General features: G+C 64.1%; 22 protein-coding genes and 1 pseudogene. 9 read left to right on the forward strand and 14 right to left on the reverse strand.

Annotated features, from left to right (window positions below):
- Positions 1-30: 30 nt before the first annotated feature.
- The gene (locus JQ627_RS00265; RefSeq protein WP_212482174.1) at positions 31-1,326 is read left to right on the forward strand and encodes an MFS transporter; all 1,296 of its coding nucleotides are present in this window, start codon (positions 31-33) and stop codon (positions 1,324-1,326) included.
- On the opposite strand, the gene JQ627_RS00270 is transcribed toward JQ627_RS00265, so the two are convergent.
- The 4 genes from JQ627_RS00270 to JQ627_RS00285 form a co-directional block, all read right to left on the reverse strand.
- A complete protein-coding gene (locus tag JQ627_RS00270; RefSeq protein ID WP_212482175.1) occupies positions 1,323-2,726 on the reverse strand; it encodes a carbohydrate porin in 1,404 nt (467 codons plus the stop codon). The genes JQ627_RS00265 and JQ627_RS00270 overlap by 4 nt on opposite strands.
- A gap of 22 nt (positions 2,727-2,748) precedes the next feature.
- Entirely contained in the window at positions 2,749-3,765 is a 1,017-nt protein-coding gene (locus JQ627_RS00275) for a transporter (protein WP_212482176.1), read from the reverse strand.
- Between the two features lie 115 nt (positions 3,766-3,880).
- Positions 3,881-4,663 (reverse strand): acetoacetate decarboxylase, encoded by a 783-nt coding sequence (locus tag JQ627_RS00280; RefSeq protein ID WP_212482177.1) that lies wholly within the window; start codon positions 4,661-4,663, stop codon positions 3,881-3,883.
- A 61-nt stretch (positions 4,664-4,724) separates the two neighbouring features.
- Positions 4,725-4,892, reverse strand: coding sequence for a hypothetical protein (locus JQ627_RS00285; protein ID WP_212482178.1), 168 nt, complete (start codon positions 4,890-4,892; stop codon positions 4,725-4,727).
- Here JQ627_RS00285 and JQ627_RS00290 point away from each other — a divergent pair.
- Positions 4,891-6,066, forward strand: coding sequence for a patatin-like phospholipase family protein (locus JQ627_RS00290; protein ID WP_212482179.1), 1,176 nt, complete (start codon positions 4,891-4,893; stop codon positions 6,064-6,066). The two genes, JQ627_RS00285 and JQ627_RS00290, sit on opposite strands and share 2 nt — an antisense overlap.
- A 71-nt stretch (positions 6,067-6,137) precedes the next feature.
- On the opposite strand, the gene JQ627_RS00295 is transcribed toward JQ627_RS00290, so the two are convergent.
- Positions 6,138-6,632: a hypothetical protein gene (locus JQ627_RS00295; protein ID WP_212482180.1), complete on the reverse strand. Its 495-nt coding sequence runs from the start codon at positions 6,630-6,632 to the stop codon at positions 6,138-6,140.
- Between the two features lie 419 nt (positions 6,633-7,051).
- Here JQ627_RS00295 and JQ627_RS00300 point away from each other — a divergent pair, with 419 nt between their 5' ends.
- Positions 7,052-8,527 carry an FAD-binding oxidoreductase gene (locus JQ627_RS00300; RefSeq protein ID WP_212482181.1) on the forward strand — a complete coding sequence of 492 codons (1,476 nt, stop codon included), beginning with the start codon at positions 7,052-7,054 and terminating at the stop codon, positions 8,525-8,527.
- A gap of 264 nt (positions 8,528-8,791) precedes the next feature.
- Positions 8,792-9,022: pseudogene (locus JQ627_RS38915) on the forward strand (DUF3303 domain-containing protein); the annotation flags it as partial.
- A gap of 493 nt (positions 9,023-9,515) precedes the next feature.
- Here JQ627_RS38915 and JQ627_RS00310 read toward each other — a convergent pair.
- Together JQ627_RS00310 and JQ627_RS00315 are read right to left on the reverse strand one after the other, a co-directional pair.
- Positions 9,516-11,075 (reverse strand): acyl-CoA carboxylase subunit beta, encoded by a 1,560-nt coding sequence (locus JQ627_RS00310; protein WP_212482182.1) that lies wholly within the window; start codon positions 11,073-11,075, stop codon positions 9,516-9,518.
- On the reverse strand, positions 11,005-11,979 hold the full coding sequence (locus JQ627_RS00315) for an IclR family transcriptional regulator (RefSeq protein ID WP_212482183.1): 975 nt from the start codon (positions 11,977-11,979) through the stop codon (positions 11,005-11,007). The genes JQ627_RS00310 and JQ627_RS00315 overlap by 71 nt, the downstream gene beginning before the upstream one ends.
- 94 nt (positions 11,980-12,073) lie before the next feature.
- Here JQ627_RS00315 and JQ627_RS00320 point away from each other — a divergent pair, with 94 nt between their 5' ends.
- The 4 genes from JQ627_RS00320 (at position 12,074) to glsA (ending at position 17,610) form a co-directional block, all read left to right on the forward strand.
- Positions 12,074-12,295: an acetyl-CoA carboxylase biotin carboxyl carrier protein subunit gene (locus JQ627_RS00320; protein WP_212482184.1), complete on the forward strand. Its 222-nt coding sequence runs from the start codon at positions 12,074-12,076 to the stop codon at positions 12,293-12,295.
- Between the two features lie 166 nt (positions 12,296-12,461).
- Entirely contained in the window at positions 12,462-13,628 is a 1,167-nt protein-coding gene (locus tag JQ627_RS00325; RefSeq protein ID WP_212482185.1) for a TAXI family TRAP transporter solute-binding subunit, read from the forward strand.
- Between the two features lie 36 nt (positions 13,629-13,664).
- The gene (locus tag JQ627_RS00330) at positions 13,665-15,740 is read left to right on the forward strand and encodes a TRAP transporter permease (protein ID WP_212482186.1); all 2,076 of its coding nucleotides are present in this window, start codon (positions 13,665-13,667) and stop codon (positions 15,738-15,740) included.
- A 22-nt stretch (positions 15,741-15,762) separates the two neighbouring features.
- Positions 15,763-17,610, forward strand: coding sequence for a glutaminase A (glsA, locus tag JQ627_RS00335; protein ID WP_212482187.1), 1,848 nt, complete (start codon positions 15,763-15,765; stop codon positions 17,608-17,610).
- Between the two features lie 5 nt (positions 17,611-17,615).
- Here glsA and JQ627_RS00340 read toward each other — a convergent pair whose 3' ends face one another.
- Both JQ627_RS00340 and JQ627_RS00345 read right to left on the reverse strand, forming a co-directional pair.
- Complete coding sequence (locus JQ627_RS00340) at positions 17,616-17,918, reverse strand: nucleoside triphosphate pyrophosphohydrolase family protein (RefSeq protein ID WP_212482188.1); 303 nt, start codon at positions 17,916-17,918, stop codon at positions 17,616-17,618.
- Positions 17,919-17,944: 26 nt separating this feature from the next.
- Positions 17,945-18,472 (reverse strand): carboxymuconolactone decarboxylase family protein, encoded by a 528-nt coding sequence (locus JQ627_RS00345; RefSeq protein WP_212482189.1) that lies wholly within the window; start codon positions 18,470-18,472, stop codon positions 17,945-17,947.
- An 8-nt stretch (positions 18,473-18,480) separates the two neighbouring features.
- Between JQ627_RS00345 and JQ627_RS00350 the strand changes: the two genes are divergently transcribed.
- Positions 18,481-18,846: a hypothetical protein gene (locus tag JQ627_RS00350; RefSeq protein WP_212483178.1), complete on the forward strand. Its 366-nt coding sequence runs from the start codon at positions 18,481-18,483 to the stop codon at positions 18,844-18,846.
- A gap of 113 nt (positions 18,847-18,959) precedes the next feature.
- Here JQ627_RS00350 and JQ627_RS00355 read toward each other — a convergent pair whose 3' ends face one another.
- From JQ627_RS00355 to JQ627_RS00375, 5 genes are all read right to left on the reverse strand, one after another.
- Positions 18,960-19,319 (reverse strand): Zn-ribbon domain-containing OB-fold protein, encoded by a 360-nt coding sequence (locus JQ627_RS00355; protein ID WP_212482190.1) that lies wholly within the window; start codon positions 19,317-19,319, stop codon positions 18,960-18,962.
- Positions 19,316-20,452, reverse strand: coding sequence for a thiolase family protein (locus tag JQ627_RS00360; RefSeq protein ID WP_212482191.1), 1,137 nt, complete (start codon positions 20,450-20,452; stop codon positions 19,316-19,318). Before JQ627_RS00360 ends, JQ627_RS00355 begins: the two co-directional genes overlap by 4 nt.
- Positions 20,453-20,599: 147 nt before the next feature.
- Positions 20,600-21,799, reverse strand: a complete 1,200-nt coding sequence (locus JQ627_RS00365; RefSeq protein WP_212482192.1) for a CaiB/BaiF CoA-transferase family protein — start codon at positions 21,797-21,799, stop codon at positions 20,600-20,602.
- 121 nt (positions 21,800-21,920) lie between these two features.
- Entirely contained in the window at positions 21,921-22,127 is a 207-nt protein-coding gene (locus JQ627_RS00370) for a hypothetical protein (RefSeq protein WP_212482193.1), read from the reverse strand.
- Between the two features lie 124 nt (positions 22,128-22,251).
- Positions 22,252-23,421 (reverse strand): acetyl-CoA acetyltransferase, encoded by a 1,170-nt coding sequence (locus tag JQ627_RS00375; protein WP_212482194.1) that lies wholly within the window; start codon positions 23,419-23,421, stop codon positions 22,252-22,254.
- Positions 23,422-23,452: the final 31 nt, after the last annotated feature.

Raw genomic sequence — 23,452 nt, forward strand, 5'->3', positions numbered from 1 at the left:
TTGCGACCTGACTACCAAGATTGAGGCCCAATGATTTCGAACTGGCTCGCGGCAGCGCTTTCCCGCCGCAATATCCACTACGGCTGGGTGATGGTCGGCGTGACCTTCCTCACCGCGCTGATCAGCGCCGGCACGGTCGGCGCGCCCGGCGTGTTCATCGTCCCGCTTCAGCAGGAGTTCGGCTGGAGCACGGCGCAGATCTCCTCCGCGCTGTCGATCCGCTTCATCCTGTTCGGGCTGATGGCGCCGTTCGCGGCCGCCCTGCTCAACCGCTACGGCCTGCGTAACGTCACGCTGACTGCACAGCTCATCGTCGTCTCGGCGCTGGTCCTTTCGCTCGGCATGACGCAGGTCTGGCAGCTCGTGTTGCTGTGGGGCGTCGTGATCGGCATCGGCACCGGCATGACCGCGCTGGTGCTCGGCGCCACCATCGCGACGCGCTGGTTCGCCGCGCGGCGCGGCCTCGTCGTCGGCATCATGACTGCGAGCGTCGCCACCGGCCAGCTCGTATTCCTGCCGCTGCTTGCAAGCCTGACCGAACGTTACGGCTGGCGGCTCGCGCTCGGCTTCGTCTGCATCGCGCTTGGCGTCTCCGCCGTGGCGGTTCTCCTCGCGATGCGCGACCGGCCGAGCGACGTCGGCCTGCGCCCGTTCGGCGACGAAGGCACCGAACCCCTGCCGGCTCCGCCGGTCAGCCATGGCTCGATCACGGGCGTGGCGCTCGGCACGCTGCGCGACGCCTCGAAGTCGCGCGCGTTCTGGATCCTGTTTGCGACCTTCTTCGTCTGCGGCGCGTCGACCAACGGTCTCGTGCAGGTGCACCTGATCCCGATGTGCCTCGATTTCGGCATCCCGCAGGTACAGGCGGCAAGCCTGCTCGCCGCGATGGGCATCTTCGACTTCTTCGGCACCATCATGTCGGGCTGGCTGTCGGACCGCTACGACAACCGCTACCTCCTATTCTGGTACTACGGCCTGCGCGGGCTCTCGCTGATCTTCCTGCCCTTCAGCGATTTCTCATTCTACGGCCTGTCGATCTTCGCGATGTTCTACGGGCTCGACTGGATCGCCACGGTGCCGCCGACGGTGCGCCTCACCGCGCAGAAGTTCGGACCCGAGCGCGCCAATCTGGTGTTCGGCTGGATCTTTGCCGGCCATCAGCTCGGCGCAGGCACCGCGGCGTTCGGCGCCGGGTTCTCGCGGACGGTCTATGAGAGCTATCTGCCCGCCTTCTTCATCGCCGGCGCGCTCTGCGTGTTCGCCTCGCTGATCGTGCTGGCGCTATCGCGGCAGCCGAAGGCCGAGCCGAAGCGAGCGATGGCCTAGTACCTGAGCGTGGAGGTGACGCCGAACACCGCGGCGTCACCGATCCGCGACACGCCCGTGGGATCGTTCGGGTTCGGGATGCCGCCTGAGGGGCGGAACACGTATTGAAAGTAAGGCGCGATCAACCAGCCCGGCTTGATGTGCGCCTCGTAGATCATCTCGATCAGCGTCTCGTTGCTGCGCACCGGGCTCTCGACGCCGGTGAACGCCTGCGTGTCGATGTCGAGATTGCGCGCGGTGTTCGAGATCCGCATATAGGCCATCGCCACGCCGAAGCGATCGAGCGGACGGCCTGGCGTGAAGCCGACGAAGCCGATGCCGCCGTCCACGTAAAGGTCGATCAGATTGCGGTCCGGCGGGCTGTAGGCGATGCGGCCGAACGCGGTGATGCCGGGAAGCGAGGCTGACGTGGTGTTGTCCTTCACCTCCGGCGGGCGATAGAGCACCTGCTCGATGACCGCAAATATTCCGTAGTTGCCACGAAGTTTTGCCGGGATGCCGGTGCCGCCGGGATCGGCGATCGACTGCCCTTCCGCCGTGAACCGCTGGCTGTCGAACGAGCCATAGTGCTTCCAGGCGCCCGGCGTGAAATTGCCGGCGAGCGGACGGCCGCCGATATCGAGGTCGTAGTTGAAGCGGACCTGCCCGATCACCCACGGCGCATCGTTGACGCGGAACGCCAGGCCATGATGGTCGCGCAGCTGCGGATCCGCCTCGCCAGGGCCTGACGGATCGCCGTTAAACACCGCGCCAAACGCGGTGATGTTGTCGGTCAGTGCCGCCTTGATGCGGATGCCGGACACCGCGATCGGCGGTGCTGGACCGCCGGCGGGAAGATTGCTCGCCTTGATCGCGGGCCAGCCGAAGGTGCCGTTGATGAAGAGGTCGTCGGTCTGGCTGTCGAAGAACTCGACGTCGGCGGCCTGCTGGCCGGCCCTGATGTTCAGGCGGTCGCCAAAGAAGCTCTGCTCGAAATAGGCATTGTAGAGCCGTTGGTCCGGCAGTGCCTCGATCTCGCTGATGGTAGCGAGGTTTATCACGTAGTTGCGGGAGAGCCCCTGGCCGTAGATCACGAACGCATTGGCGTAGAAGCGGCCGCCGGTCCAGCCGACCAGCTTGTCGAGATCGGCATCGACCGACAGATCGAGGCGGCCGAAATGGATGGCGCCACGCTTAACGCCGCCGGAGACGTTGGCGATGTTGTCGGCGATATAGGTGGCGCCGAAATTCAGGCCCTTGTTGGCGAGCCCGTCATGCCATTCGTTGAACCATTTTGGCGCCAGCCATTCGGCCGCGCTTTCGTCCTTGGCGCCGGCGAGCGCGCCGGTGCTCGCCACCGTTGAGGCCAGCACAATCGCGACCGCAATTCGCAGCGGATATCTGTGGGCAGTCCCGATCACGGCTGATACCGGCTGGCGTACGCTACCTGAAGATACCCGTGCGCCGCATGAAGAGATAGGCCGCGCCGACCGAAGAGGCCATCAGGAGAGCCGCCCAGAGAAATCCGCTCTCGACATCGGTCAGCGGCAGGCCCTTGGTGTTCATGCCGAAGATGCCGGTGATCAGGGTCGGCGGCAACAACAGCGAGGTCACGATGGAGAGCGTGTGGAGGTGGCGGTTGCTCTCCTCCTCGTTCTTGAAGCGCAGCTCCTCCTCGAGCAGGCGGCTGCGTTCGCGGAGCTCGACGATGTCGTGATCGAGCCCGTCCAGCCGCTGCGCCAGCTTGCCGGCGTGGATGCGCAAGGCAGGCGAGAGATGATCGGTGTTCTTCTGATCGAGGCGGTGGAACAGCACGCGCAGGCCGGTGAGCTGGCGATGCAGCCTGACGCAGGTCCGGCGCAGCCGGCCGAGATTGCGGCGCATCTCCGGCTTGGCGTCGTCGGCCAAAATCCGTTCCTCGATGTCGTCGATCTCCTGGCCGAGCTTGTCCGCCATCCGGTCCAGCGTGTCAGCGACCTCGTCGACGATCTTTTCCAGGAGATGGGCGACGTTGTCGACGCGGTAGCCGCCTTCGAGCACGCGGCGCGTCGCATCCGCCGAGCACAGCGCCTGATGCCGGCCGCTGACGAGAAGATGCTCGGTCATGGCAAAGCGCAGGAATGCGGTCTCTTCCGTCGCGCTGTCGATATCGCGCACGAGATCGGAGAACACGCCGTAGACGCAATGGTCGATGACGTGAAGCTGCTGGAACGTGTCGTTGGACAGCAAGAGGTCACGCGCGAGCGGCGGCAAATGCGACGACGCGATCCAGGGCCGTGCGCGCGCATCGGTCAGGTTGAAATGCAGCCAGAGCCGGCCGTCATGGCTGAACTCGATCGGCTGGTCGATCGGCAGCGCCTCGGCACTGCCGTCGCCGTGCAGCCGGAACGCCCAGACGAGGCCAGGAATGGCGGGCTGGGAATCCGATATCGCGCTGACAAGCTTCGCCGGCTCAGCCATGGCCAACCCCAACCGTCAACAAATGCCCCGTTTCCAGAAGATGGCTGACAGCATCTTCCGGACCTCTCAAGGGTACTCAATTACGGCTTTGTTACAGTTTAATGATGGTGCAGCCCTACTCCGCGGCCAGCCCTGTCGCGGCCACCGCCTCGGCCTCTTTGACGTAGTCGTGCACGACGCGGCCGAACGGCAGCGTGAGGTCGGCGATGTAATGGTGCGCGCCCAGGCAGCGGCGAACCGGGAAATCCGCGACCGGCGCGTTGACATGCGGCACCAGATGCAGCCGGCCGGGCCCCATCCAGGAGCCCTTCGGCACGATGTCGATGAGGTTGATCGCGACGAGCTGACAGACTTCGAGACGGCCGTCGACGCCCGGGATCATCTTCAGATTCACTTGCGTCTTCGACAGCGTCGCCCGGGTGCGATCGCCGTTGCCGGCCATGCTCTCGTGCTTGTAGCCCATCGTGCCCATGGCGACGAGCTGGCCGGCATATTCCAGCGTGCCCGTCAGCGTGTCCTTGACGATCTCGAGCTTGGGATGGGCGTATTTCTTGGGAAAGCCCCAGATCTCGCGGCCCGCCGCGATCGGCGGATCATCATCCAGATACATCTGGGAGACGAAATTGACCTCCTCGCCGTTGAGGCGCGCGGGGATGACGAGACCGGATTCGGTGTAGCTGCCGAAGCCGGAAGAGTCCGGCATCTTGATCCATTCGTAATGCACGATCGGCTGGTCGATTGGCTCCAGCGGCTCAGGCAGACCGGCGCGGATCAGGTCGGGATCGGTCTCGTAGGTGATGACGAGGAATTCGCGGTTGACGAAGCGGTACGGTCCGGCCGGATAGCTCGGCCCGGCCGCCGGCATGGACGGAAGTCTCAGCACGTCTTCCCTGCGCATCGCGCCTCTCCTGTGATGTCTGTGATGTCGGCCCGGCAGCTCGCAAGCTCAAGCCAAATTGCTAGCCGCCGTCATTGACTACGATGTGAAGGATTTCCGTCAGGTGCACGACCTCCTGCCATTCCCGCTGGGGTTGGCCTGCATGCAGACGATGCATCGGCGCCGAACTTGTCATCACGCCGTCACCGCCGGACGCAATCGTTTGGGACAGGCAGGAGATATCGGCCATGGACGCCCGCACGTCACAACCGGCTCATCAGACACATCAGCCTCCGTCACGGGGCTGGCGCCCCGAACGCTGCGATCGCGTCGCGCTGGTGCTGCAAGGCGGCGGTGCGCTCGGCGCCTACCAGGCCGGCGTCTATCAGGCGCTGCACGAGGCCGGCATCGAGCCCGACTGGGTCTGCGGCGTCTCGATCGGCGCCATTAACTCCGCCATCATCGCCGGCAACAAGCCGGAGAAGCGGCTGGAAGCGCTGCGCATCTTCTGGGAGCGCATCACCAACCGCAAGATCTGGCACTACACGCCCGACGGCGACATCTTCCGCCAGTGGCGCAACCTCACCAGCGCGTGGATGACGTCGGCGATGGGCCAGCCGGGCTTTTTCACGCCGCACCAAGTCAATCCCTGGTTCAGCCCGGTCGGCGCGCGCACGGCCACCAGCTATTATGACACGATGCCGCTGAAGGAGAGCCTGCTGGAGCTCGTCGACTTCGATCTCATCAACGAGAAGAAGGTCCGCTTCGCGGTCGGCGCGGTCAACGTGCTCTCGGGCAATTTCATCTATTTCGACAATTCCCATGACGAGATCGAGCCGGAGCACATCATGGCTTCCGGCGCCCTGCCCCCGGCGCTGCCGATGGTACGGATCGGCACCGATCATTTCTGGGACGGCGGCATCGTCTCCAACACGCCCCTGCAGCATCTGCTCGACCAGGAGGACGCGCTCAATTCGCTGGTGTTCCAGGTCGACCTGTTCAGCGCGCGGGGCGTGCTGCCGCGCTCGATCCAGGACGTGATGGCCCGCCACAAGGACATCATGTACTCCTCGCGCACGCGCCACAACACCGACGTCTACCGCCGCACGCACAATCTCAAGGTCCTGCTCTACAAGGCGCTGGCGAAAATCCCGGACGAGCAACTCTCCGACGAGGATCGTAGCCTCAAGGCGAGCCTGCGCCGAATGCCGGAGATCGCGATCTTGCACCTGATCTACCAGCAGAAGGCCTATGAGGGCGACGCCAAGGACCACGAGTTCTCGGGCACCTCGATGCGCGAGCACTGGACGAGCGGCTACGAGGACACCAAGCGCACCCTGAAGCGACGCGACTGGATCAAGATGCCGGAGGAAGGCATGGGGCTGGTGGTGCACGACGTGCACCGGGAGACGGAGAGCGCGTAAGGGGCGCTTTGCGTGGGGCGCTCAAACAGAATTGTTGCGCGTGAGCAAAGACCGAGGTCAAGCGATCGAAATCACTTGGTTTCCTTGTTCAATTCGATCGCGACCTCCGACATCCAGGAGCCCGGCGCCTCCATCAGAAAGGATTGATGATTGCTCCTGGTCTGGATCGTCACCAGCGCGGCGACGGTGTTTCCCTCAATTCGGGCCTCGATCAGGCCGTCCTTGTTCGTGCCGTAGACCTTGCCGCCCTGCCGGTATTCGCTCTCGAACCAGTTGCCGGAAAGCTCCGTCCCGCTCTGCTCGATGTTCGCGGACAGGACCATCTTGTACGCATCGCTCGCGCAGCGCAGCTCCAGCGTCAACGACCGTCCGGGCCTGGTGACGTTGTACGCCACTTTGCAGCGCACCTTCTCACGCGGACCATCGGACGGCTTCATCGTGCCGATGCCCGACCATGCGCCGGCCAGAGTGTCGAACACCGGTTCTGCGCGCAACGGGCTGAAGCCGACAAGCGCAAGGCAAGCGGCGCCAACGCCCATGCGCAGCACCGAAATCTTCAAAAGCATTATGCCAATCCTGATCCGTAAAATCCGAGCGCGTCCTATCGTCAAACAACCGCGGGATGTTGACGAAGATGTTTAGAAATGTTGCAGAGATTGCCTGAACGTTGCCGGGGTCGGCGCATCAATCGGTGATGAAGCCGATATCGCCGCGGCGAGCTCCCGTTGGTCCGGTTCGGCCGTAAATGCGATCGATGTTGCCGATCGTTGCGCCCGGACGACATCGTCCTTCGACGGGCCGGGCTATCACATATGAAGAAAAACGTGGCTGAAAGCTCGCCTGCGGCGCCTGCCCGGCCGAGATGATGCGGTCCGCATCCGCATGCCAGAGATATTGCCGTTAGACTCCCCGCTCCAAACGTGGACAATGCCCCTCGAGCACGTCACGTGCGCAGTGCACACCAAGATGCGCCAGGGGAAACACAATGCCGGCTGCCTTCCCGTCGTCCATACCCACCATCCCGACCGCTCCTTTGACCGCCCGGATGCGCGACGCCTTGCGCGCAATCGTGGGCGAGAAGGGTTTTATCGAGGACGAACACGGCAAGCAGCCGTTCGTGACGGACTGGCGGGGATTGCTGGTTGGCGGCGCAGGTGCCGTCGTTCGTCCTGGCAGCACCGAGGAAGTCTCGAAAGTGGTCCGGCTTTGCCATGAGCACGGCGTCGCGATCGTGCCGCAGGGCGGCAACACCGGCCTGATGGGTGGGGCCACGCCCTGGCCGGCGCACACCGGAATCGTGTTGTCGCTCGGCCGTATGAACCGGGTCCTGGACATCGATGCCGTTGGTTACGCGATGACGGTCGAGGCCGGCTGCGTTCTTCAGACGCTTCAGGAGACCGCAAGCAATCACGACAGGTTCCTGCCGCTCAGCCTTGGCGCGCAGGGCTCATGCATGATCGGCGGCAATCTGTCGACGAACGCCGGCGGCGTGCAGGTGCTGCGCTATGGCAATGCCCGCAATCTCGTATTGGGGCTCGAAGTCGTCCTGGCCAACGGGGACGTCTGGGACGGACTGCGTGCGCTCAAGAAGGACAACACGGGCTACGACCTCAAGCACCTTTTCATGGGCGCCGAAGGTACGCTCGGCATCATCACCAAGGCTGTCCTCAAGCTGTGGCCGGCGCCCAAGGATGTGTGCACGGCGTGGCTGGCTGTCCGGGATCCACGGGCGGCCCTGGAGATCCTGTCCGAAGCGCATGCTGCATCAGGGGACAATGTCGGCTCTTGCGAGCTGATGAGCCGCAGCGCCATCGACATGGTGTTGCGTCACGTCCCCGGCACCCAGGACCCTCTCAGGGCGGATACGCCATGGTACCTCCTGCTTGAATGGTCGTCCTCGCGGGCACGACAGGACGGGACCGAGGGCATGTCCGAGAAGATGGAGCAGTTTCTCGCCGATCAACTCGAGGCCGGTCGCGTGATTGACGCGGCGATCGCGCACACCGGAAATCAATCGCGCAACATGTGGCGCATCCGGGAAAGCGTCGCCGAGGCCTCCCGTGCCGAGGGGCCGGGACTGAGCTACGACGTGTCGGTGGCCATCTCCAGGATTCCCGAGTTCATCGACAAGGGGCTCAAGGCCGTGCTCGACATTCTCCCGACCATTCGCCCCTATCCGCTCGGACATATTGGCGATGGCAATCTGCATTTCTCGTTCATGGGCCCCAAAGGCATGGATCAGCGGACGCTGACCCAATATTCGTCCGCCATCACGCGGGCCGTGAACGATCTCATCACCTCGATGGGCGGCTCGATCTCGGCGGAACACGGCATCGGCCTCGACAAGCTCGACGAGCTCAGTCACTACCGATCGAAGACCGAGCTCGACATCATGCGCACCATCAAACGCGCGCTCGATCCGCAGAACATCATGAATCCGGGCAAGGTGCTGCGGCTCTGATGAGGTGACGCTTCGCCGCCTTGTCTTCGGCTGCGTCGATGTCAGAGCGGTAGCGGAACACGAATAATCGCCTTGGACACACGACCAAGTCCGCTTCGGGTTCCGCATCGCACTAACGCACCGTTTCATTCGCCGTTGTTATCCGACACGCCAGCGCTATTGTGCGCGGGCGGCGCAGCCGCAGCATTCATCCAATAATTCAGGTTATGGGAGAATCGCATGAAATTCATTACAACCTGAAGCGTACCTCAAGGCACCTTCAATGCGGCCGTCAGCCGCTTTCTGGAAACCGGCGGAGCGCCCCCCGAAGGCGTCAAGATGCTGGGCCGGTGGCATGGCATGAACGGACAGGGATTTGCGATCTCTGAATCGAGCGATCCAAAGGCGATGTATCGCTGGCACGCACAGTGGGCTGACCTGCTCCCATTGACCGTCACTCCCTGTCTGGAGGACGGCGACGCCGGAGAAGTGATGGCCTCGCTACCGAAGCGCTAATCGTCAACCCTCATGCCACTGCCGCCGAAGACCGGCGGCAGTGGCATGCCCGGCAGGTTTAAAATGTCGATCTGTCCGGCGGAAGGCATGGCCGCTCGCGTCTGGCGGCTTACGGTTAATGCTTTTGCGGGTACTTCGATAGGATCGTCACTGACGGCCGCGATTCCTTTAGCGCTCAGGTGGCGGGCGCGGGATCACCCATTGCTCGAGGCGATCGATTGATGCCTCCCGTTCATGCTGGCCCAACCAAATCGTAAAGAGAACCAGCGCGGCGGCGAGGGCCCCGATGCCGAAATACAGGTTCCTCATGCGCGTTTGAATGCGCATCGCCGCGAATGGTTCCATCCATCACGACTTTCACCGCGCCGCTCCACGAGGAGCGCAGCGACGAAGCAATCCAGACGGCCTCCGCGGGTGAAGTCGGGATTGTTTCACGGAGCCTGTCATCGGGGCCTCGCTTCGCGCGCACCCGGTTGCTCGCCATGACCGCAACCTAAGGTCTGATCGTCATGTTCTCCGGCGGTCCGGCCTTTCGCAGCGGCTCGGCGAGGCGCGCGAACTCGCACAGCAGCGACCGCGTCTTCCTGGGATCGACGATCTCCTCGACCCAGAATTTTTCGGCTGAACGGAACGGCGAGCGCAGCTTGTTGAGACGCTCCTCGATCTCCCTCAGCTTGCCCGCCCTGTCCTCGGCCGCATCGATGTCGGCGCGGTAGGCAGCTTCGATGCCGCCTTCGAGCGGGAGCGAGCCCCAATAAGCCGACGGCCAGGCGTAGCGGATCGAGAAGCGGTCCGCAGGCTGGTGCACCACGCCGGCGACGCCGAAGGCATTGCGCAGGATCACGGTGCACCAGGGCACGGTGGTCTGGTTGACCGCGGCCATGGCACGGACGCCATGGCGGATTGTGGCCGCCTTCTCGGCGTCGAGGCCGATCATGAAGCCCGGGCAGTCCATGAGATAGACGATCGGCAGATGGAAGGTTTCGGCGAAGTCGACCCAGCGCACCACCTTCTGGCACGCATCAGCCGTCCAGGAGCCGCCGTAGTGGAAACTGTCGCTGGCGAGCAGCATCACCGCCCTGCCCTCTAGTCGCGCCAAGCCCACAATGATCGGCTTGCCAAAGTTCTTTGCGACTTCGAAGAACGAGCCCTTGTCGACGACCGATTCGATGATCGGCCGCATCTTGTAGACCTGCTTGCGGTTGCGCGGCACCGCATTCATCAGCGCTTCCTCGGTGCGCTCCGGATTGTCGGTGCACGGCAAGGTCGGCGGCAGCTCGTAGACCGATGACGGCAGATAGGAGAGGAAGCGCCGCGCGCAGGCAAAGGCCTCTTCTTCCGTGTCGACGGCATGATCGACCGCGCCGGCGCGGGTCTGGATATCGGCGCCGCCGAGCTCCTCCTTCGAGAGGTCCTGCCCCAGCGCCTTCACCACCGGCGGGCCCGCGACGAACATCGCGGACTTCCGGGTCATGATGGAATAGTGGCTGGCGGCAAGGCGCGCCGCACCTAAGCCTGCGACCGAGCCGAGACCAAGCGCGACGACCGGCACCCGCGACAGATTCTCGGTCGTGAAGCGATACCAGCGCGTGCCGCCGATGCCACCCGGCAGGTTAGCCGCACCCTTGGTCTCGATGGTCTTGACCGAGCCGCCGCCGCCGGAACCCTCGATGATGCGGACGATGGGCAGGCGGAAATCATGCGCCATCTCCTCCGCCATCAGCGGCTTTGCCGAGATCGACGCGTCCGCCGAGCCGCCGCGGACGGTGAAATCGTCGCCGACCACAACGATTGTGCGGCCGTCGGCGCGCGCGCGGCCGAACACACAGTTCGCCGGCGTCAATTTCTGCAACTCGCCGCTAGAATCGTACTCACCGATGCCGGAGACGGCACCGATCTCGTGAAAGCTGCCCTTGTCGATCAGCTTGTCGATACGCTCCCGAACAGTCAGTCGGCCCTGGTCATGCTGACGCTTGACCTTGTCAACGCCGCCCATCTCCCGCGCGAAGGCTTCGCGCCGGGCGAGCTCGTCGAGTTCCGGCTTCCAGTTCATTCACTCCCTCCGAATTGATCGGCTTGTTATTGTTATGTACGGCCATTGCGACCGGCTTGCGCGAGATGCGGTTATTGAAGACGTCGCCTTCCGCGCCCGCCATCAGGCTGTCGAGCGAGCGGCCGAGCGTGAGCATCAGCGGCGCGACTTCGGCATGCAGACGCTGCTCGTCATACATCGCCGAGAGAAGACCGATCGTGATCACAACAAAGGTCTGGTACTGCGGGGACCAGATCGGCACCGCGAGGCCGTTGATGTGCGGGCTCCACAGGCCGCAGGCCGTGACATAACCGCGCTCGCGCAACGACTGCCGGTTGGTCTCGATGCGCGGCCGCAGGATCTTTGCAGCCTCGGGCGCTTCGCGCTCCATGTCCGCGATGAAGGCATCGCCGACTTCAGGCGCAAGCGCCGCGGTGTAGGCCGCGCCTGCGGCCGTCGAGGCCATCGAGATGCGGCTACCGGTGCCCTCGTGCAGGCCGAGCGCCGAGGCCGAGCGCGCGAACTGGAGATAGACCAGATGGAAGCGATCGGGCACGACGAAGCCGACGGTACCAGGCAATTGATCGGCGACTTCCTGGAGCCGCTGCCGGATCATGCTGCGCAGCTGCGCGCCCTTCATCATCGAGGCGCTCATCGCCACCGCGCTCGGGCCGATGCGATATTTCTGGTCGCGCGGCAGATAGACCAGCTGGCCCATGCGCGTCAGCGTGTGCGTGAGCCGCGACACGGTCGAGCGCGGCAGGCCGCAGCGATTTGAAATCTCGAGATTGCCGAGCCTGCTATCGTGGCCCTCGAAGCATCGCAACACGTCGAACGCGCGCGAAACCACCTGGATGACGTCACCCTCGCCTGCATCGCCAGCGAGCGCGCCTTGCCTGCTTAACCGCTCCGATCGTCGTCCCATGTTCCCTACCGGTTGTTCCGCTGTGCGGAATTAAATTCCACTTGCAGACGACGCTACCTCAGGCATTTTGCGACGACAACAAAAAGGCGATGGCATGCCAGAAATTAAGATCATCACCGAGATCGCGGGTCGCATCTGCTCAACTCCCGTGCAAGTTGGAGGAACCGTTGCGGATGGCGATGACGTTGTGGTGGTCGAAGCGATGAAGATGGAGATACCCGTGCCCTCGCCTGCGAGCGGGACGATCACATCGCTTCTCGTCAAGCTCGATGACGTCGTCGCCGAAGGACAGGCGATCGCGATCATCGCGAACTGACTGCATTATCCGTGACTTCCGCGACAATCTGTCTGCCTCATCGCCGCGTTCGCGGTACGGCGTTGCCATGGCTTGATCGCGATGACATGATCTGATTCAAACAAAAAACTGTTTCAAACAAAGAATGAAAGTCTTCGCGGCAAAGCGAGGATCATCGGAGGGAAACATGCTTCGTGGGCTAATCGTGCTCGCGCCTGCCTTGGTTGCGGGCATTTCTTTTGCGTCTACACGCTATGCAATCGCCGAAGACATCAAGCTGCCGGCGACATTGACGTTCACCGCCTACGACACCGGAACCGCCGGCTTCAACATTGCGGTCGGCGTCGGCAAGATGATGAAGGACAAATACGGCACCGACGTGCGCGTGCTGCCTGCAGGCAACGACGTCGCGCGGCTTGCACCACTGCGCGCCAAGCGCGCGGCGTCTGCTGCGATGGGATCGGGTACCTATTTCGCGCAGGAAGGCGTGTTCGAGTTCGGCAGCAAGGAGTGGGGCCCGCAGCCGCTCCAGATCATGCTCTCGAGCGTCGATTGCAATTGCGGTTCGCTTGGGGTCGCAGCCGACAGCGGCGTGAAAGATCTGAAAGACCTGAAAGGCAAGCGCGTCGGATTCGTCGTGGGCTCGCCCGCGCTGAACCAGAACTCGCTCGCGGTTCTCGCCTTCGCAGGCCTGACGCAGAAGGACGTCAAGGCCGTCGAGTTCGCAAGCTACGGCGCGATGTGGAAAGGCCTCATCAACAACGACGTCGATGCCGCCTTCGGCACCACCATCACCGGCCCCGCCAAGGAAGCCGAGACTTCGCCGCGCGGCCTGGTCTGGCCGCCACTGCCGGCGAAGGACAAGGAAGGCTGGGCGCGGATGCAGAAGGTGGGCTCGTTCTTCTTCCCGCAGACTGCCACCTGCGGCGCCGGCATCACGCCGGACAAGCCGATCGAGCTCGGCAACTATCCCTACCCGATCTTCGTCGCCTACGCGGCTCAGCCGGCCGATCAGGTCTACGCGATGACCAAGGCGATGATCGTGAACTACGACGCCTACAAGGACTCCGCGCCCGGCGCCGGCGGGTTGGGTGCCGACCGCCAGACCAAGAACTGGGTCGTCCCTGTGCATCCCGGCGCGGTGAAGGCCCTCAAAGAGGCCGGCCAATGGTCCGACGCGCAGGACGCGCACAACAACAAGCTGATCAAGCGCCAGGAAGTGCTCGGTGCCGCGTGGGCGGACTACGGCAAGTCCAATCCGCCCTCGGATGACAAGGCGTTCCTCGACGGCTGGATGAAGGCCCGCGCAGCAGCGCTCGCGAAGGCCGACATGCCGAACGGCTTCGAGGAATAGTCCACAGCGGTTCATAGCCCACGCGCGGGGTCGATCATGTCGTCTGCTCCAGTCTCCACCGCCTCGCAGGACGAGGCCAAGCGGGTCGTGTTCGACGACCCGCACGGCGCCGCCGGCAACATGCAGGAAGCGGAAGTCACGCGCGTCCGCACGTTGCGCGGCGCCTGGCGCTGGACGCTCGTCGTCGCGACCGCGGCGACGATCTTCCTCTGCATCAACCAGCAATTCTCGCTGCGCTTCTTCATCGGCTATACGCAGCTCAACACGGAGTATTTCTACCTCCTGATCGCCTTGATGCTGCCGTTCACCTTCCTGATCTTCCCGGGGACCGAGCGCGCGCCGCTCGACCGCATTCCGTGGTACGACGTCGTCTTCTTCGTCGTCACCTTTGCCGCCGCGCTGCTGTTGATGTCGAACGTGCGCAAGGCGGCCGAGGCCGGCTGGGAATTCGGCGGTGCGCCGAACACCGTGATCGCCGCGGGCCTCGTGATGTGGGTCATGCTGATGGAGGCGCTGCGCCGCACCGGCGGCTGGAGCCTGCTGCTGAGCGTGCTTCCCTTCACCGTCTATCCGCTGTTTGCGGAATCCAGCTGGCTCGGGCCGTTCCGCGGCACGCAGTCGACGCTGGAGCAGGCCACCGCCTATCACGTGCTGTCGGGCGAGAGCCTTCTCGGCATTCCCATTCAGGCCTTCGCCGACACCGTGATCGGCTTCCTCGTGTTTGGCACAGCGCTGATGATGACCGGCGCCGGAAAGTTCTTCATCAACCTCGCCTTCGCGCTGTGCGGCACGTTCCGCGGGGGCGCGGCGAAGGTCTGCATCTTCGCCAGCGGGCTGCTCGGCATGATGTCGGGCTCGATCATCTCCAACGTGCTGACCGCCGGCACCATGACCATTCCGGTGATGAAGAAGAGCGGCTTTCGCGCCTCCTATGCCGGCGCGATCGAGGCCTGCGCCTCGACCGGCGCGGTGCTGGCGCCGCCGGTGATGGGCGCAACCGCCTTCGTGATCGCGCAGTTCCTCAACGTCAGCTACGCCGACGTCGCGATCGCCGCGATCATTCCCGCCGCGCTCTATTACATCGGCCTGTTCATGCAGGTCGATGCCTATGCCGCGCGCCACGGGCTGAAGGGCATTCCGCGCGCCGACCTGCCGCGGATCATGGATACGATCAAGGACGGGTGGTATTACGTCTTCGTCATCGCGCTCCTGATCGTGATGCTGCTCTACTTCAAGCGCGAGAGCCACGCCCCATTCTATGCGACCGCGTTGCTGCTGGTTCTCAACCAGCTCTTCTCCAAGGACACGCGCTGGACGCTCGGAACGATCGGCAAATTCCTGGAGGTCAACGGACGCACCTTCGTCGAGCTGGTCGGCATTCTGGCCGGCTGCGGCCTTCTGATCGGCGCGTTCTCGATGACAGGCGTGGTGTCGAGCCTCGCCAACGATTTGCTGCATATTGCCGGCGACAATCCCTTCCTGCTGCTCGGCATGTGCGCCCTCACCAGCCTGATCCTCGGCCTCGGGCTGACGACCACTGCCTGCTACATCTTCCTCGCCATCCTGGTCGCGCCCGCGCTGGAGAAGCTCGGGCTGAACAAGATGGCAGTGCACATGTTCATCTTCTACTGGGGCATGCTGTCGTCGATCACGCCGCCTGTCGCGATCGCGTCCTTCGCAGCGGCCGGCATCGCCGGCTCCCCGGCGATGAAGACAGGCTGGGAATCGATGTGGGTCGGCAGCATCATCTACTTCATCCCGTTCTTCTTCGTGCTCAATCCAGCCTTGGTGCTGCAAGGGCCGAGCCCCTATCTCGCCGGCCTCGGCCTGATGGGGCTCGCAGCCTTCGGCACGCTGTTCATCTGCGGCGGCATCCAGGGCTACCAGCCCTTCGTCGGTGACTTGCGCGGTGCCGGGATGCTGGAATGGCCGATCCGCGTGCTGCTGGTGATCGGCGGCTTCGTGGTGGCGACCCCCGGCGGGGGGATCATGCCGCTGTCGCAGATGCAGGTGACGCTGCTCGGCCTCGCCATCCTCGTTCCGACGGTGCTGGTCGCCCTGCTGCTGGTCCGGCGGCAGGCCCTGCTGCCGGACGGGTTGCGCGCACCCTGATTGCGATGCACAAAGAGAGGCGATGACACCGCTTTCGCCTCTCGCCTCCGCCTGGACCCGCTCGAAGCCGCCCTTGCTGCGGTTTCTCGACACCTGCCTCAACGAATTCTCGGCCGAGACCGCAGGCCACGTCGCCGACTACATCCCCGAGCTGAGCAAGGCCGATCCTGCCTATTTTGGCATCAGCCTCGCCACGCTGGACGGCCATGTCTACGAGGTCGGCGACTCCAGGGTACCCTTCACCATCCAGTCGATGTCCAAGCCGTTCGTATTCGCGCTGGCTCTCGACCTTTTGGGTGCAGGCAGGGTCGAGAGCGCGATCGGCGTCGAACCCTCCGGCGATCCCTTCAACTCGATCCGGCTCAATTCCGAGAACCATCCGTTCAATCCGATGGTCAATGCCGGCGCGATCGCCTGCACCGGGCTGATCTACGACAGCAAGGGCACGGAGGCCTTCGAGCAGATCCGGCTTGCGCTCAGCCGCTTTGCGGGGCGCGATCTCGCAGTGGATGAGGCCGTCTATACGTCGGAGAGCCAGACCGGCGACCGCAACCGCGCTATCGGCTATCTCCTCAAGACCAATGCGGTGATCTCGGACAATGTCGCCGGCGTGCTCGACGTCTATTTCCGGCAATGCGCGGTGTTGGTCACGGCGCGCGACATCGCGGTGATGGCGGCAACGCTCGCCAATCGCGGCGTCAATCCCGTGACGCGCGAACAGGTGCTGACGCCCTACGCCATCTCGCGCACGCTGTCGGTGATGACGTCGTCGGGCATGTACGACTATGCGGGCGAATGGATCTACCGGATCGGCATCCCCGCCAAGAGCGGCGTCGGCGGCGGCATTCTGGCCGCGCTCCCTGCCCGCCTCGGCCTCGGCAGCTATTCGCCGAAGCTCGACAAGCACGGCAACAGCGTGCGCGGCATCAAGGTCTGCGAGGCGCTGTCCTCGCATTACGACCTGCACATGCTCAACCGCAGCGACGATGCGCGCAACGCGGTCATTGCGGACTACGACATCGGCAAGAGCCCGTCTCGCCGCGTCCGCCGCCCGCAGGAGCGCGAGATCCTGGCCGCGCATGAGCAGGAGGTGCGGATCATCGAGCTGGTCGGCACGCTCTCCCTGTCGGCGGTGGACTACGTCTCGCGCCGGCTGGCCGGACAGCCGCGGCCGCAAATCGTCATTTTCGATCTGCACCGCGTCACCTCGACGACGCGCGCCGGGGCACGGCTCGTGGCCGAAGCGTTCGCCGAGCTGGCGGCGCTGGGCGTGACCGTCGTGATTTCAGGCGTTCGTCGCGCCTCGAAGGCGTGGGATACGTTACGGGAATGGACCGCAGAGCTGAAGAACGTCCGCGACTTCTATTTGCTCGACACCGCGATCGAATGGGCCGAAGACCAGATCGTCTACCGCTATGGCGGCTCGATCGATTTCCACGAGACCACCGAACTTGCCGAACAGCCGCTGCTGTCAGGCATGAGCGAGGAAGAGCTGACCGACCTCGCCTCGATCTGCACGATCCGGACCTTTCAATCCGGGGCAAAGATCATCACGACCGGCGAGCCCGCCGATTCCCTGTACTTCCTGCGCAGCGGCGCGGTGCATGTCACCCTGCCCGACGGCGTGCGGCTGGCCACACTGACCGCCGGCATGGCCTTCGGCGAGATGGCGCTGCTGGAGCCGACGCGCTCGGCCGACGTGTTCGCGGACATGGCCGCGACCGCTTTCGAGGTGCCGCTGAAGGATTTCGAGCGCTTCCGCAAGCAGCACCCGCGCGCCAGCGAGCGCGTGATGCGCAACCTCGCCCAGTTGCTGGCCGATCGCCTGATCCTCGCCAACGCCAAGGTCGATATCTTGACGTCGACGTAAATGGCCTAGCGGCTCGCGGCCTCGCCGAGCCGCCGCTTGATCTTGGCGGCGCTTGCCTTGAGCAATTCGGATGGCTGCTGGCCGGTCGCGGCGCACAGGCAAGCCCAGTAGTAGATGACGTCGCCAAGCTCATCGACGAGGCCCGCCTTGTCGAGCCAGTCATCGCGCAACAGCTTCTTGATGTGGTCGGCGACCTCGCCGGATTCACCGGCGAGGCCGAGCCCGAGGTAGGACAGCCTCTCGTTGGACGGATGTTCATCGACTTTCGCAATCGTTGCAGCCCAGGCCGCATATTCATCGATCGTCATGGACATCCCTCGCCGCGGTTTTTGGATCAGCCCACCACTTCGGTCACGGGCTGGAGATCGATCTCGAAGGTCTCCAGAAATTTCGAGGTCATGATGTAGAAGCCGACCGAAAGCTGGAGCTCGACCAGCGCGGCCGGTGTCAGCTTCGATGCGATCGCCTTGAACGTCGCATCCGTCGGCTTCTTCAGTTTCACGATCTCGTCGGTGAAGGCGAGTGCGGCGCGCTGCACTTCATTGAAACAGGTCGCAGCCTGCCAATTCTCCAGCGCTTCGTTCTGCTCGTCGGTGACGCCGACATTCTTGCCGATGCGCTTGTGCGCGACGATCTCATACGGCGCCTCGCACAAAATGCCGGTGCGGGTGATCGCGAGTTCGCGCACGATGGGATCGAGTTCGCCCTTGTGGCGGATGGCGCCGCCGAGCCGGCAGTATTGCTCAAAATAGCTCGGCGAGTGCGACATCATCCGGAAGATGTTGGCATTGCGGTTCTTGTCGAGAATTTCGCGGGTGCGGTCGGATGCCCTGGACGGGTCGCTGTAGTTGATGCGGGCCATGATTTTCCTTGAGTTTTTACCTTGCGCTTTTGATGCTTATTGTCGTTGCCGGCGAAAATTCCCCTAAACTCTATTCGCGCGTCATCTTAGGAGCAACATTATCGAGTCAAAATGCCGCCGCATTGCTGATCGACCTTGGCACAGTCGATGTTCGCCGCGTGGGGACAAATCACGGTGAATACTCGCAAGGGGTGTTCCGAGTAAAAATAATTGACCGTCGGGTGCGCAGCGCGCGCAACGATGAGTCACGCCCAAGTCTAGGGAGAATAGGCATGAAGGAAGCCACCAAGGGGGCGGCCTCGGGAGCGCTCGCGCATATGCTGGCGGTGACGGCGATGCTCGTCATCGCCAGTATATTATTCTACGGGCGTTAGTATACGGGCGTAAGTGAGTGTTTTCGTCATTCCGGGGTGGCTCTCGCACAAGCCAGGCCCAGAATCCCGTTCCAGGCTCGGTCCCTTGGACCGCCCCCGAATGACGAATCCTACTATTTCCTCTTGCTGAAAAACGGCACGAGCTTGCCGGCAAATGGTTTGAAGCTCGCATCAATCTCGTCGCCGATAGCTAGATTCGTCTCGCCGTGCGCCATCATGCGAAAACCTTCGTCGCAATCGACCAGCAGGATGTTGTAGGGCACGTGCGCGCGCGTCTCTGGTGTGGCGGCGCGGCAGACCAGCGAGGTCGCGTAAACCCTGCCCTTGCCGCTGGCGCGCTGCTCGCGGGGGTCGGATGCTCCGCAGGCTGCGCAGAAGGCGCGGTAGAAATACTGCACGTGGCCGCATGAATCACAGGTCTGGTAGGTGATGGCCTGCTCGCCTTTGGTCCAGTCCGCGATTCGCTCGCTCATCGCACCCGCTCCAGAAACATGCTGACATGGGACGACAGCACGCCGCCGTCGCCGTGCAGCAGCGCGATCGAGGCGTCGAGCACCTGGCGATTCGCCGCCCGTCCCGTCATCTGCAAATGCGCCTCGACCAGATGCGCCATGGCGCCGCCGACCCCGCAATGGCCGTAGCTGAGCAGGCCGCCATGGGTGTTGAGCGGCATCGCGCCGTCGCGGCTGAAATGACCTGATCGCACGCGGACTGCGGCCTCGCCGCGTCCCGCAAGGCCGAGGTCTTCCAGCAACATGGCGAGCGTGATCGTAAAACTGTCGTAGATCGCGGCGTAGCGCACGTCGGAGAGCGCAAGGCCGGTGGCCTCCCTGGCGCGCGCGATGGAGATTTCAGCACCGAGCTCGCTGAGCGCGGGCGCGGCGGTGACATGCTGATGGGTATGCGCCTGGGCGCAGCCGCGGATGCGCACGCCGGCCTCGCCGGTCCGCTCGCGGCTGATCACGAAGGCCGCGCCGCCGTCGGACACCGGGCAGCAGTCCAACAGCTTGAGCGGCATTGCCACCGGCTTCGAGGCCATGACATTGGCGACCGTGATAGGATCGTGGAATTGCGCGCCGGGATGGGTGCAGGCGTGCGCGCGCATCAGCACCGCGAACTCGGCGAGGTCCTCTTCCGTCACGCCGTATTCGTGCATGTAGCGGTTAGCAACGAGGCCGTAATAGGCAGGAATGGTCGGGCCGAGCGGCACCTCGTAGTCGGGATGACCGACCTGCGCCAGCGCCTGGATCGAGGCATCGCGGCTCTGCCCGGTGAGACGGTTCTCGCCAGCGACGACGAGGACGTTGCGGCAGACGCCAGCCTCTACGAGGTGATGGGCGAGCATCGTCATCGCCAGCCCCGTGGCGCCACCGACCTGCACGGCGTGGGCGTAGGACGGACGGATACCGAAATGCTCGGCGAAGACGGTCGCCAGCATGATGTGTGGCGAGACGGTCGAGTAGCCGCAGAGGATACCGTCGATCTCGTCGCGCTTGAGGCCCGCGTCGTCGAGCGCGGCTTGCGCCGCCTTGCTCATCAGGTCGAGCGAGGACGAGCCTTCGTGCCTGCCGAAAGGTGTAAGGCCGACGCCGGTGATGAAGCTCATCGTCTCTCCTCCTCGTCATTCCGGGGCGGCCCGAAGGGCCGAGCCCGGAATCCATCGCGCGGCACATGCGGAGAATCAATGGATTCCGGGCTCGCGACTTCGTCGCGCCCCGGAATGACGGATGAGAGAGTCATTTGTCATTTTCCCCTACTCCGGCGGCGAACGCGTGACGCCGTCGCGGACCATGGCCGCGATCTCGTCCTGGGAATAGCCGATCTCGCGAAGGATCTCCTCACCGTGTTCATTGAGCCGCGGCGCGAGCCGAACAGGCTCGGCTTCCGTCGCCGACCAGGTCGCCGTCACCTTCATGCTGCGGATGGCGCCCTCCGTCGGATGGGTCACGACCGGGAAGAAGCCGGTCGCCTCGAGATGCTCATCGTGCAGGATCGTTTGCAGATCGTGCATGGGCATCACAGGCACATCAGCTTTGGTCAGCAGCTCGATCCACTCCGCCGTGGTGCGGGTCTCGAAGATGCGGGCGAGCTCGGCATAGACGACGTCGATATTGGCGGCGCGGCCGGCGAAGGTCGCGAATTTGGGATCGGCGCGCAGATCGTCGCGGCTCGTTGCCTTGAAGAAATTCTCCCACTGCTTGTCGTTGTAGACAATGACGCTGAGATAGCCGTCCGAGGTCTTGTAGGGCCGGCGGTCGCGCGAGAGGTGGCGGGCATAGCCGCCCTTGTCGAGCGGCGGCTCGTAGGTGAGCCCGCCCATGTGATCGCCCATGACGAAGCCGGCCATGGTCTCGAACATCGGGATGTCGACGCGCTGGCCGCGGCCGGTGCGATCCCGATGCACGAGACTGGCGCAGATCGCGCCGACGGCGGTGAGGCCGACGATGCGGTCGACCAGCGCGTTCGGTACATAGCGCGGCACGCCATCACCAGTCTGCGCCATCAAGGCGGGGAGCGCCGTCGCGCCCTGGATCAGGTCGTCATAGGCGGGCTTGGCGGCATAAGGCCCGTCCTGGCCGAAGCCGAACACACCGGCATAGACGAGGCGCGGGTTGATTGCGGAGACGACGTCGTAGCCGAGCTGAAGCCGCGCCATCGCCTGCGGGCGGACATTGTAGACGAGAACGTCGGCGTCCTTCAGCAGCCGCAGCACGGCCTCGCGCCCCGCAGGCTTCTTCAGGTCGAGGCAGATCGAGCGCTTGCTGCGGTTGGTGTTGAGGAACACCGGGCCCATGCCGGCGTGGCGCATCGGGCCGATCAGGCGGGTGACGTCGCCGTCGAGCGATTCCACCTTGATGACGTCGGCACCGTAATCGCCGAGCATCTGGGTCGCATAGGGCCCCATCAGCACGGTGGTCATGTCGACGACCTTGATGCCCTTCAGCGGCCCCATCCGTTTGCTCCCGATTGCGCGGGCTCTCAAGGCGGCGCCGCGATTTCGGTCCAGCTAAAGGCAGCGGCGCCGCGCGCGCAAGGGCAGCCGGCGTATGGCCGTATGCGCGGCGCTGCGGCTGCTATTTCTTCTGGCGGGATTCGCGGATCTTGATGAGACGGTCGAGTTCGTCGTTCTGCTGGTTGATGCGGTCGGCGATGCGCGACTCGTTCTGCTCGCCCGAGGCGGCTGCGGCCTGCTCGATGAGCTGGCGAATATTATCCTCGAGGATCGCGATGCGATCGTTCAGGGCGTCCAGCGACAGCGAAGATTCGTAGTCATTGCTCATGATAGCTTTCCCGCAAATCAATCAGGAGCGTCAGGGTGGGCAAGCCGAAGCGTGCCCACCATGATCTAGCGCAAAGAAAATGGCGGGCACGGGCCTTCCGCGCCTTTGCCCACCCGACGAGAGCTTACTTCAGCGGCTCCAGGACGGAGACGTAGTTGGCCACCGCCGCGCCGCCCATGTTGAAGATGCCGCCCAGCTTGGCGTTCTTGAGCTGCATGCCCTCGGGCGCCTGGCCGGCGAGCTGCATGGCGGTCATCACATGCATGGAGACGCCGGTGGCGCCGATCGGATGGCCCTTGGCTTTCAGGCCGCCGGACGGGTTGACCGGCAGCTTGCCGTCCTTGAGGGTCCAGCCTTCCTTGATGGCGCGGGCGCCCTGCCCCTTCGGCGTCAGGCCCATTGCTTCGTACTCGATCAGTTCGGCGACCGTGAAGCAGTCATGGGTCTCGACGAAGGAGAGATCGTTGAGCGTGATGCCGGCCTGCTCCAGCGCGCGCTGCCAGGCGACCGTGCAGCCCTCGAACTGGAGGATGTCGCGCTTGGACATCGGCAGGAAGTCCTGGGCGTGCGCCGCGGCGCGGAAGCCGATCGACTTGCCCATGCCCTTGGCGGTCTCGGCATCGGCCAAGACCAGCGCGGCGGCGCCGTCGGACACCAGCGAGCAGTCGGTGCGCTTCAGGGGACCGGCGACATAGGGGTTCTTCTCGCTCTCGGCGCGGCAGAAGTCGAAGCCGAAATCCTTGCGCATCTGAGCGAAGGGATTGGCGACGCCGTTCTTGTGGTTCTTGGCCGCGATCAGCGCCAGCGCATCGGACTGGTCGCCGTATTTCTGGAAGTAGGAGCTGGCGATCTTGCCGAACACGCCGGCGAAGCCGCCGACGGTGTCGCCGTCCTCGGGCAGATAGGACGCCTTGAGCAGGTTCTTGCCGATCTCCGGGCCCAGCGTGCGGGTCATCTGCTCGACGCCGACGACCAGCACGATTTTCGCCGCCCCTGCGGCGATCGCGCGCAGGCCCTGGTGGACGGCGGCAGAACCCGTCGCGCAGGCGTTCTCGACGCGCGTTGCCGGCTTGAAGCGCAGCTTCGAGTCGGCCTGGAGCACCAGCGAGGCGGTAAAATCCTGCGGCGAGAAGCCGGCGTTGAAATGGCCGAGCACGATCTCGTCGACGTCGGAGGCGGAAATGCCGGCATCGGCCAGCGCCTCATTGGCGACGCGCGTGACGAGGCTTTCGACGGTTTCCGTGTCGAACTTGCCGAACGGCGTATGCGCCCATCCGACGATGCTGGCGGTCATGGTCTTTTCTCCCTGGGGTCTCTTCCTGACC

The sequence above is a fragment of the Bradyrhizobium liaoningense genome, assembly GCF_018130785.1.
Taxonomy (GTDB): Bacteria; Pseudomonadota; Alphaproteobacteria; order Rhizobiales; family Xanthobacteraceae; genus Bradyrhizobium; species Bradyrhizobium liaoningense_A.

Bases quoted from the DNA above. Each gene is read 5' to 3' on its own strand.
- JQ627_RS00315 (WP_212482183.1), bottom strand. From the start codon at position 11,979: ATGGGACGACGATCGGAGCGGTTAAGCAGGCAAGGCGCGCTCGCTGGC.
- JQ627_RS00265 (WP_212482174.1), top strand. From the start codon at position 31: ATGATTTCGAACTGGCTCGCGGCAGCGCTTTCCCGCCGCAATATCCAC.
- JQ627_RS00285 (WP_212482178.1), bottom strand. From the start codon at position 4,892: ATGGCCGATATCTCCTGCCTGTCCCAAACGATTGCGTCCGGCGGTGAC.
- JQ627_RS00295 (WP_212482180.1), bottom strand. From the start codon at position 6,632: ATGCTTTTGAAGATTTCGGTGCTGCGCATGGGCGTTGGCGCCGCTTGC.
- JQ627_RS00370 (WP_212482193.1), bottom strand. From the start codon at position 22,127: ATGAGCAATGACTACGAATCTTCGCTGTCGCTGGACGCCCTGAACGAT.
- JQ627_RS00330 (WP_212482186.1), top strand. From the start codon at position 13,665: ATGTCGTCTGCTCCAGTCTCCACCGCCTCGCAGGACGAGGCCAAGCGG.
- JQ627_RS00345 (WP_212482189.1), bottom strand. From the start codon at position 18,472: ATGGCCCGCATCAACTACAGCGACCCGTCCAGGGCATCCGACCGCACC.
- JQ627_RS00365 (WP_212482192.1), bottom strand. From the start codon at position 21,799: ATGGGGCCGCTGAAGGGCATCAAGGTCGTCGACATGACCACCGTGCTG.
- JQ627_RS00340 (WP_212482188.1), bottom strand. From the start codon at position 17,918: ATGACGATCGATGAATATGCGGCCTGGGCTGCAACGATTGCGAAAGTC.
- JQ627_RS00290 (WP_212482179.1), top strand. From the start codon at position 4,891: ATGGACGCCCGCACGTCACAACCGGCTCATCAGACACATCAGCCTCCG.
- JQ627_RS00375 (WP_212482194.1), bottom strand. From the start codon at position 23,421: ATGACCGCCAGCATCGTCGGATGGGCGCATACGCCGTTCGGCAAGTTC.
- JQ627_RS00355 (WP_212482190.1), bottom strand. From the start codon at position 19,319: ATGAGCGAGCGAATCGCGGACTGGACCAAAGGCGAGCAGGCCATCACC.
- JQ627_RS00325 (WP_212482185.1), top strand. From the start codon at position 12,462: ATGCTTCGTGGGCTAATCGTGCTCGCGCCTGCCTTGGTTGCGGGCATT.
- JQ627_RS00310 (WP_212482182.1), bottom strand. From the start codon at position 11,075: ATGAACTGGAAGCCGGAACTCGACGAGCTCGCCCGGCGCGAAGCCTTC.
- JQ627_RS00360 (WP_212482191.1), bottom strand. From the start codon at position 20,452: ATGAGCTTCATCACCGGCGTCGGCCTTACACCTTTCGGCAGGCACGAA.
- glsA (WP_212482187.1), top strand. From the start codon at position 15,763: ATGACACCGCTTTCGCCTCTCGCCTCCGCCTGGACCCGCTCGAAGCCG.
- JQ627_RS00280 (WP_212482177.1), bottom strand. From the start codon at position 4,663: ATGCGCAGGGAAGACGTGCTGAGACTTCCGTCCATGCCGGCGGCCGGG.
- JQ627_RS00300 (WP_212482181.1), top strand. From the start codon at position 7,052: ATGCCGGCTGCCTTCCCGTCGTCCATACCCACCATCCCGACCGCTCCT.
- JQ627_RS00275 (WP_212482176.1), bottom strand. From the start codon at position 3,765: ATGGCTGAGCCGGCGAAGCTTGTCAGCGCGATATCGGATTCCCAGCCC.
- JQ627_RS00320 (WP_212482184.1), top strand. From the start codon at position 12,074: ATGCCAGAAATTAAGATCATCACCGAGATCGCGGGTCGCATCTGCTCA.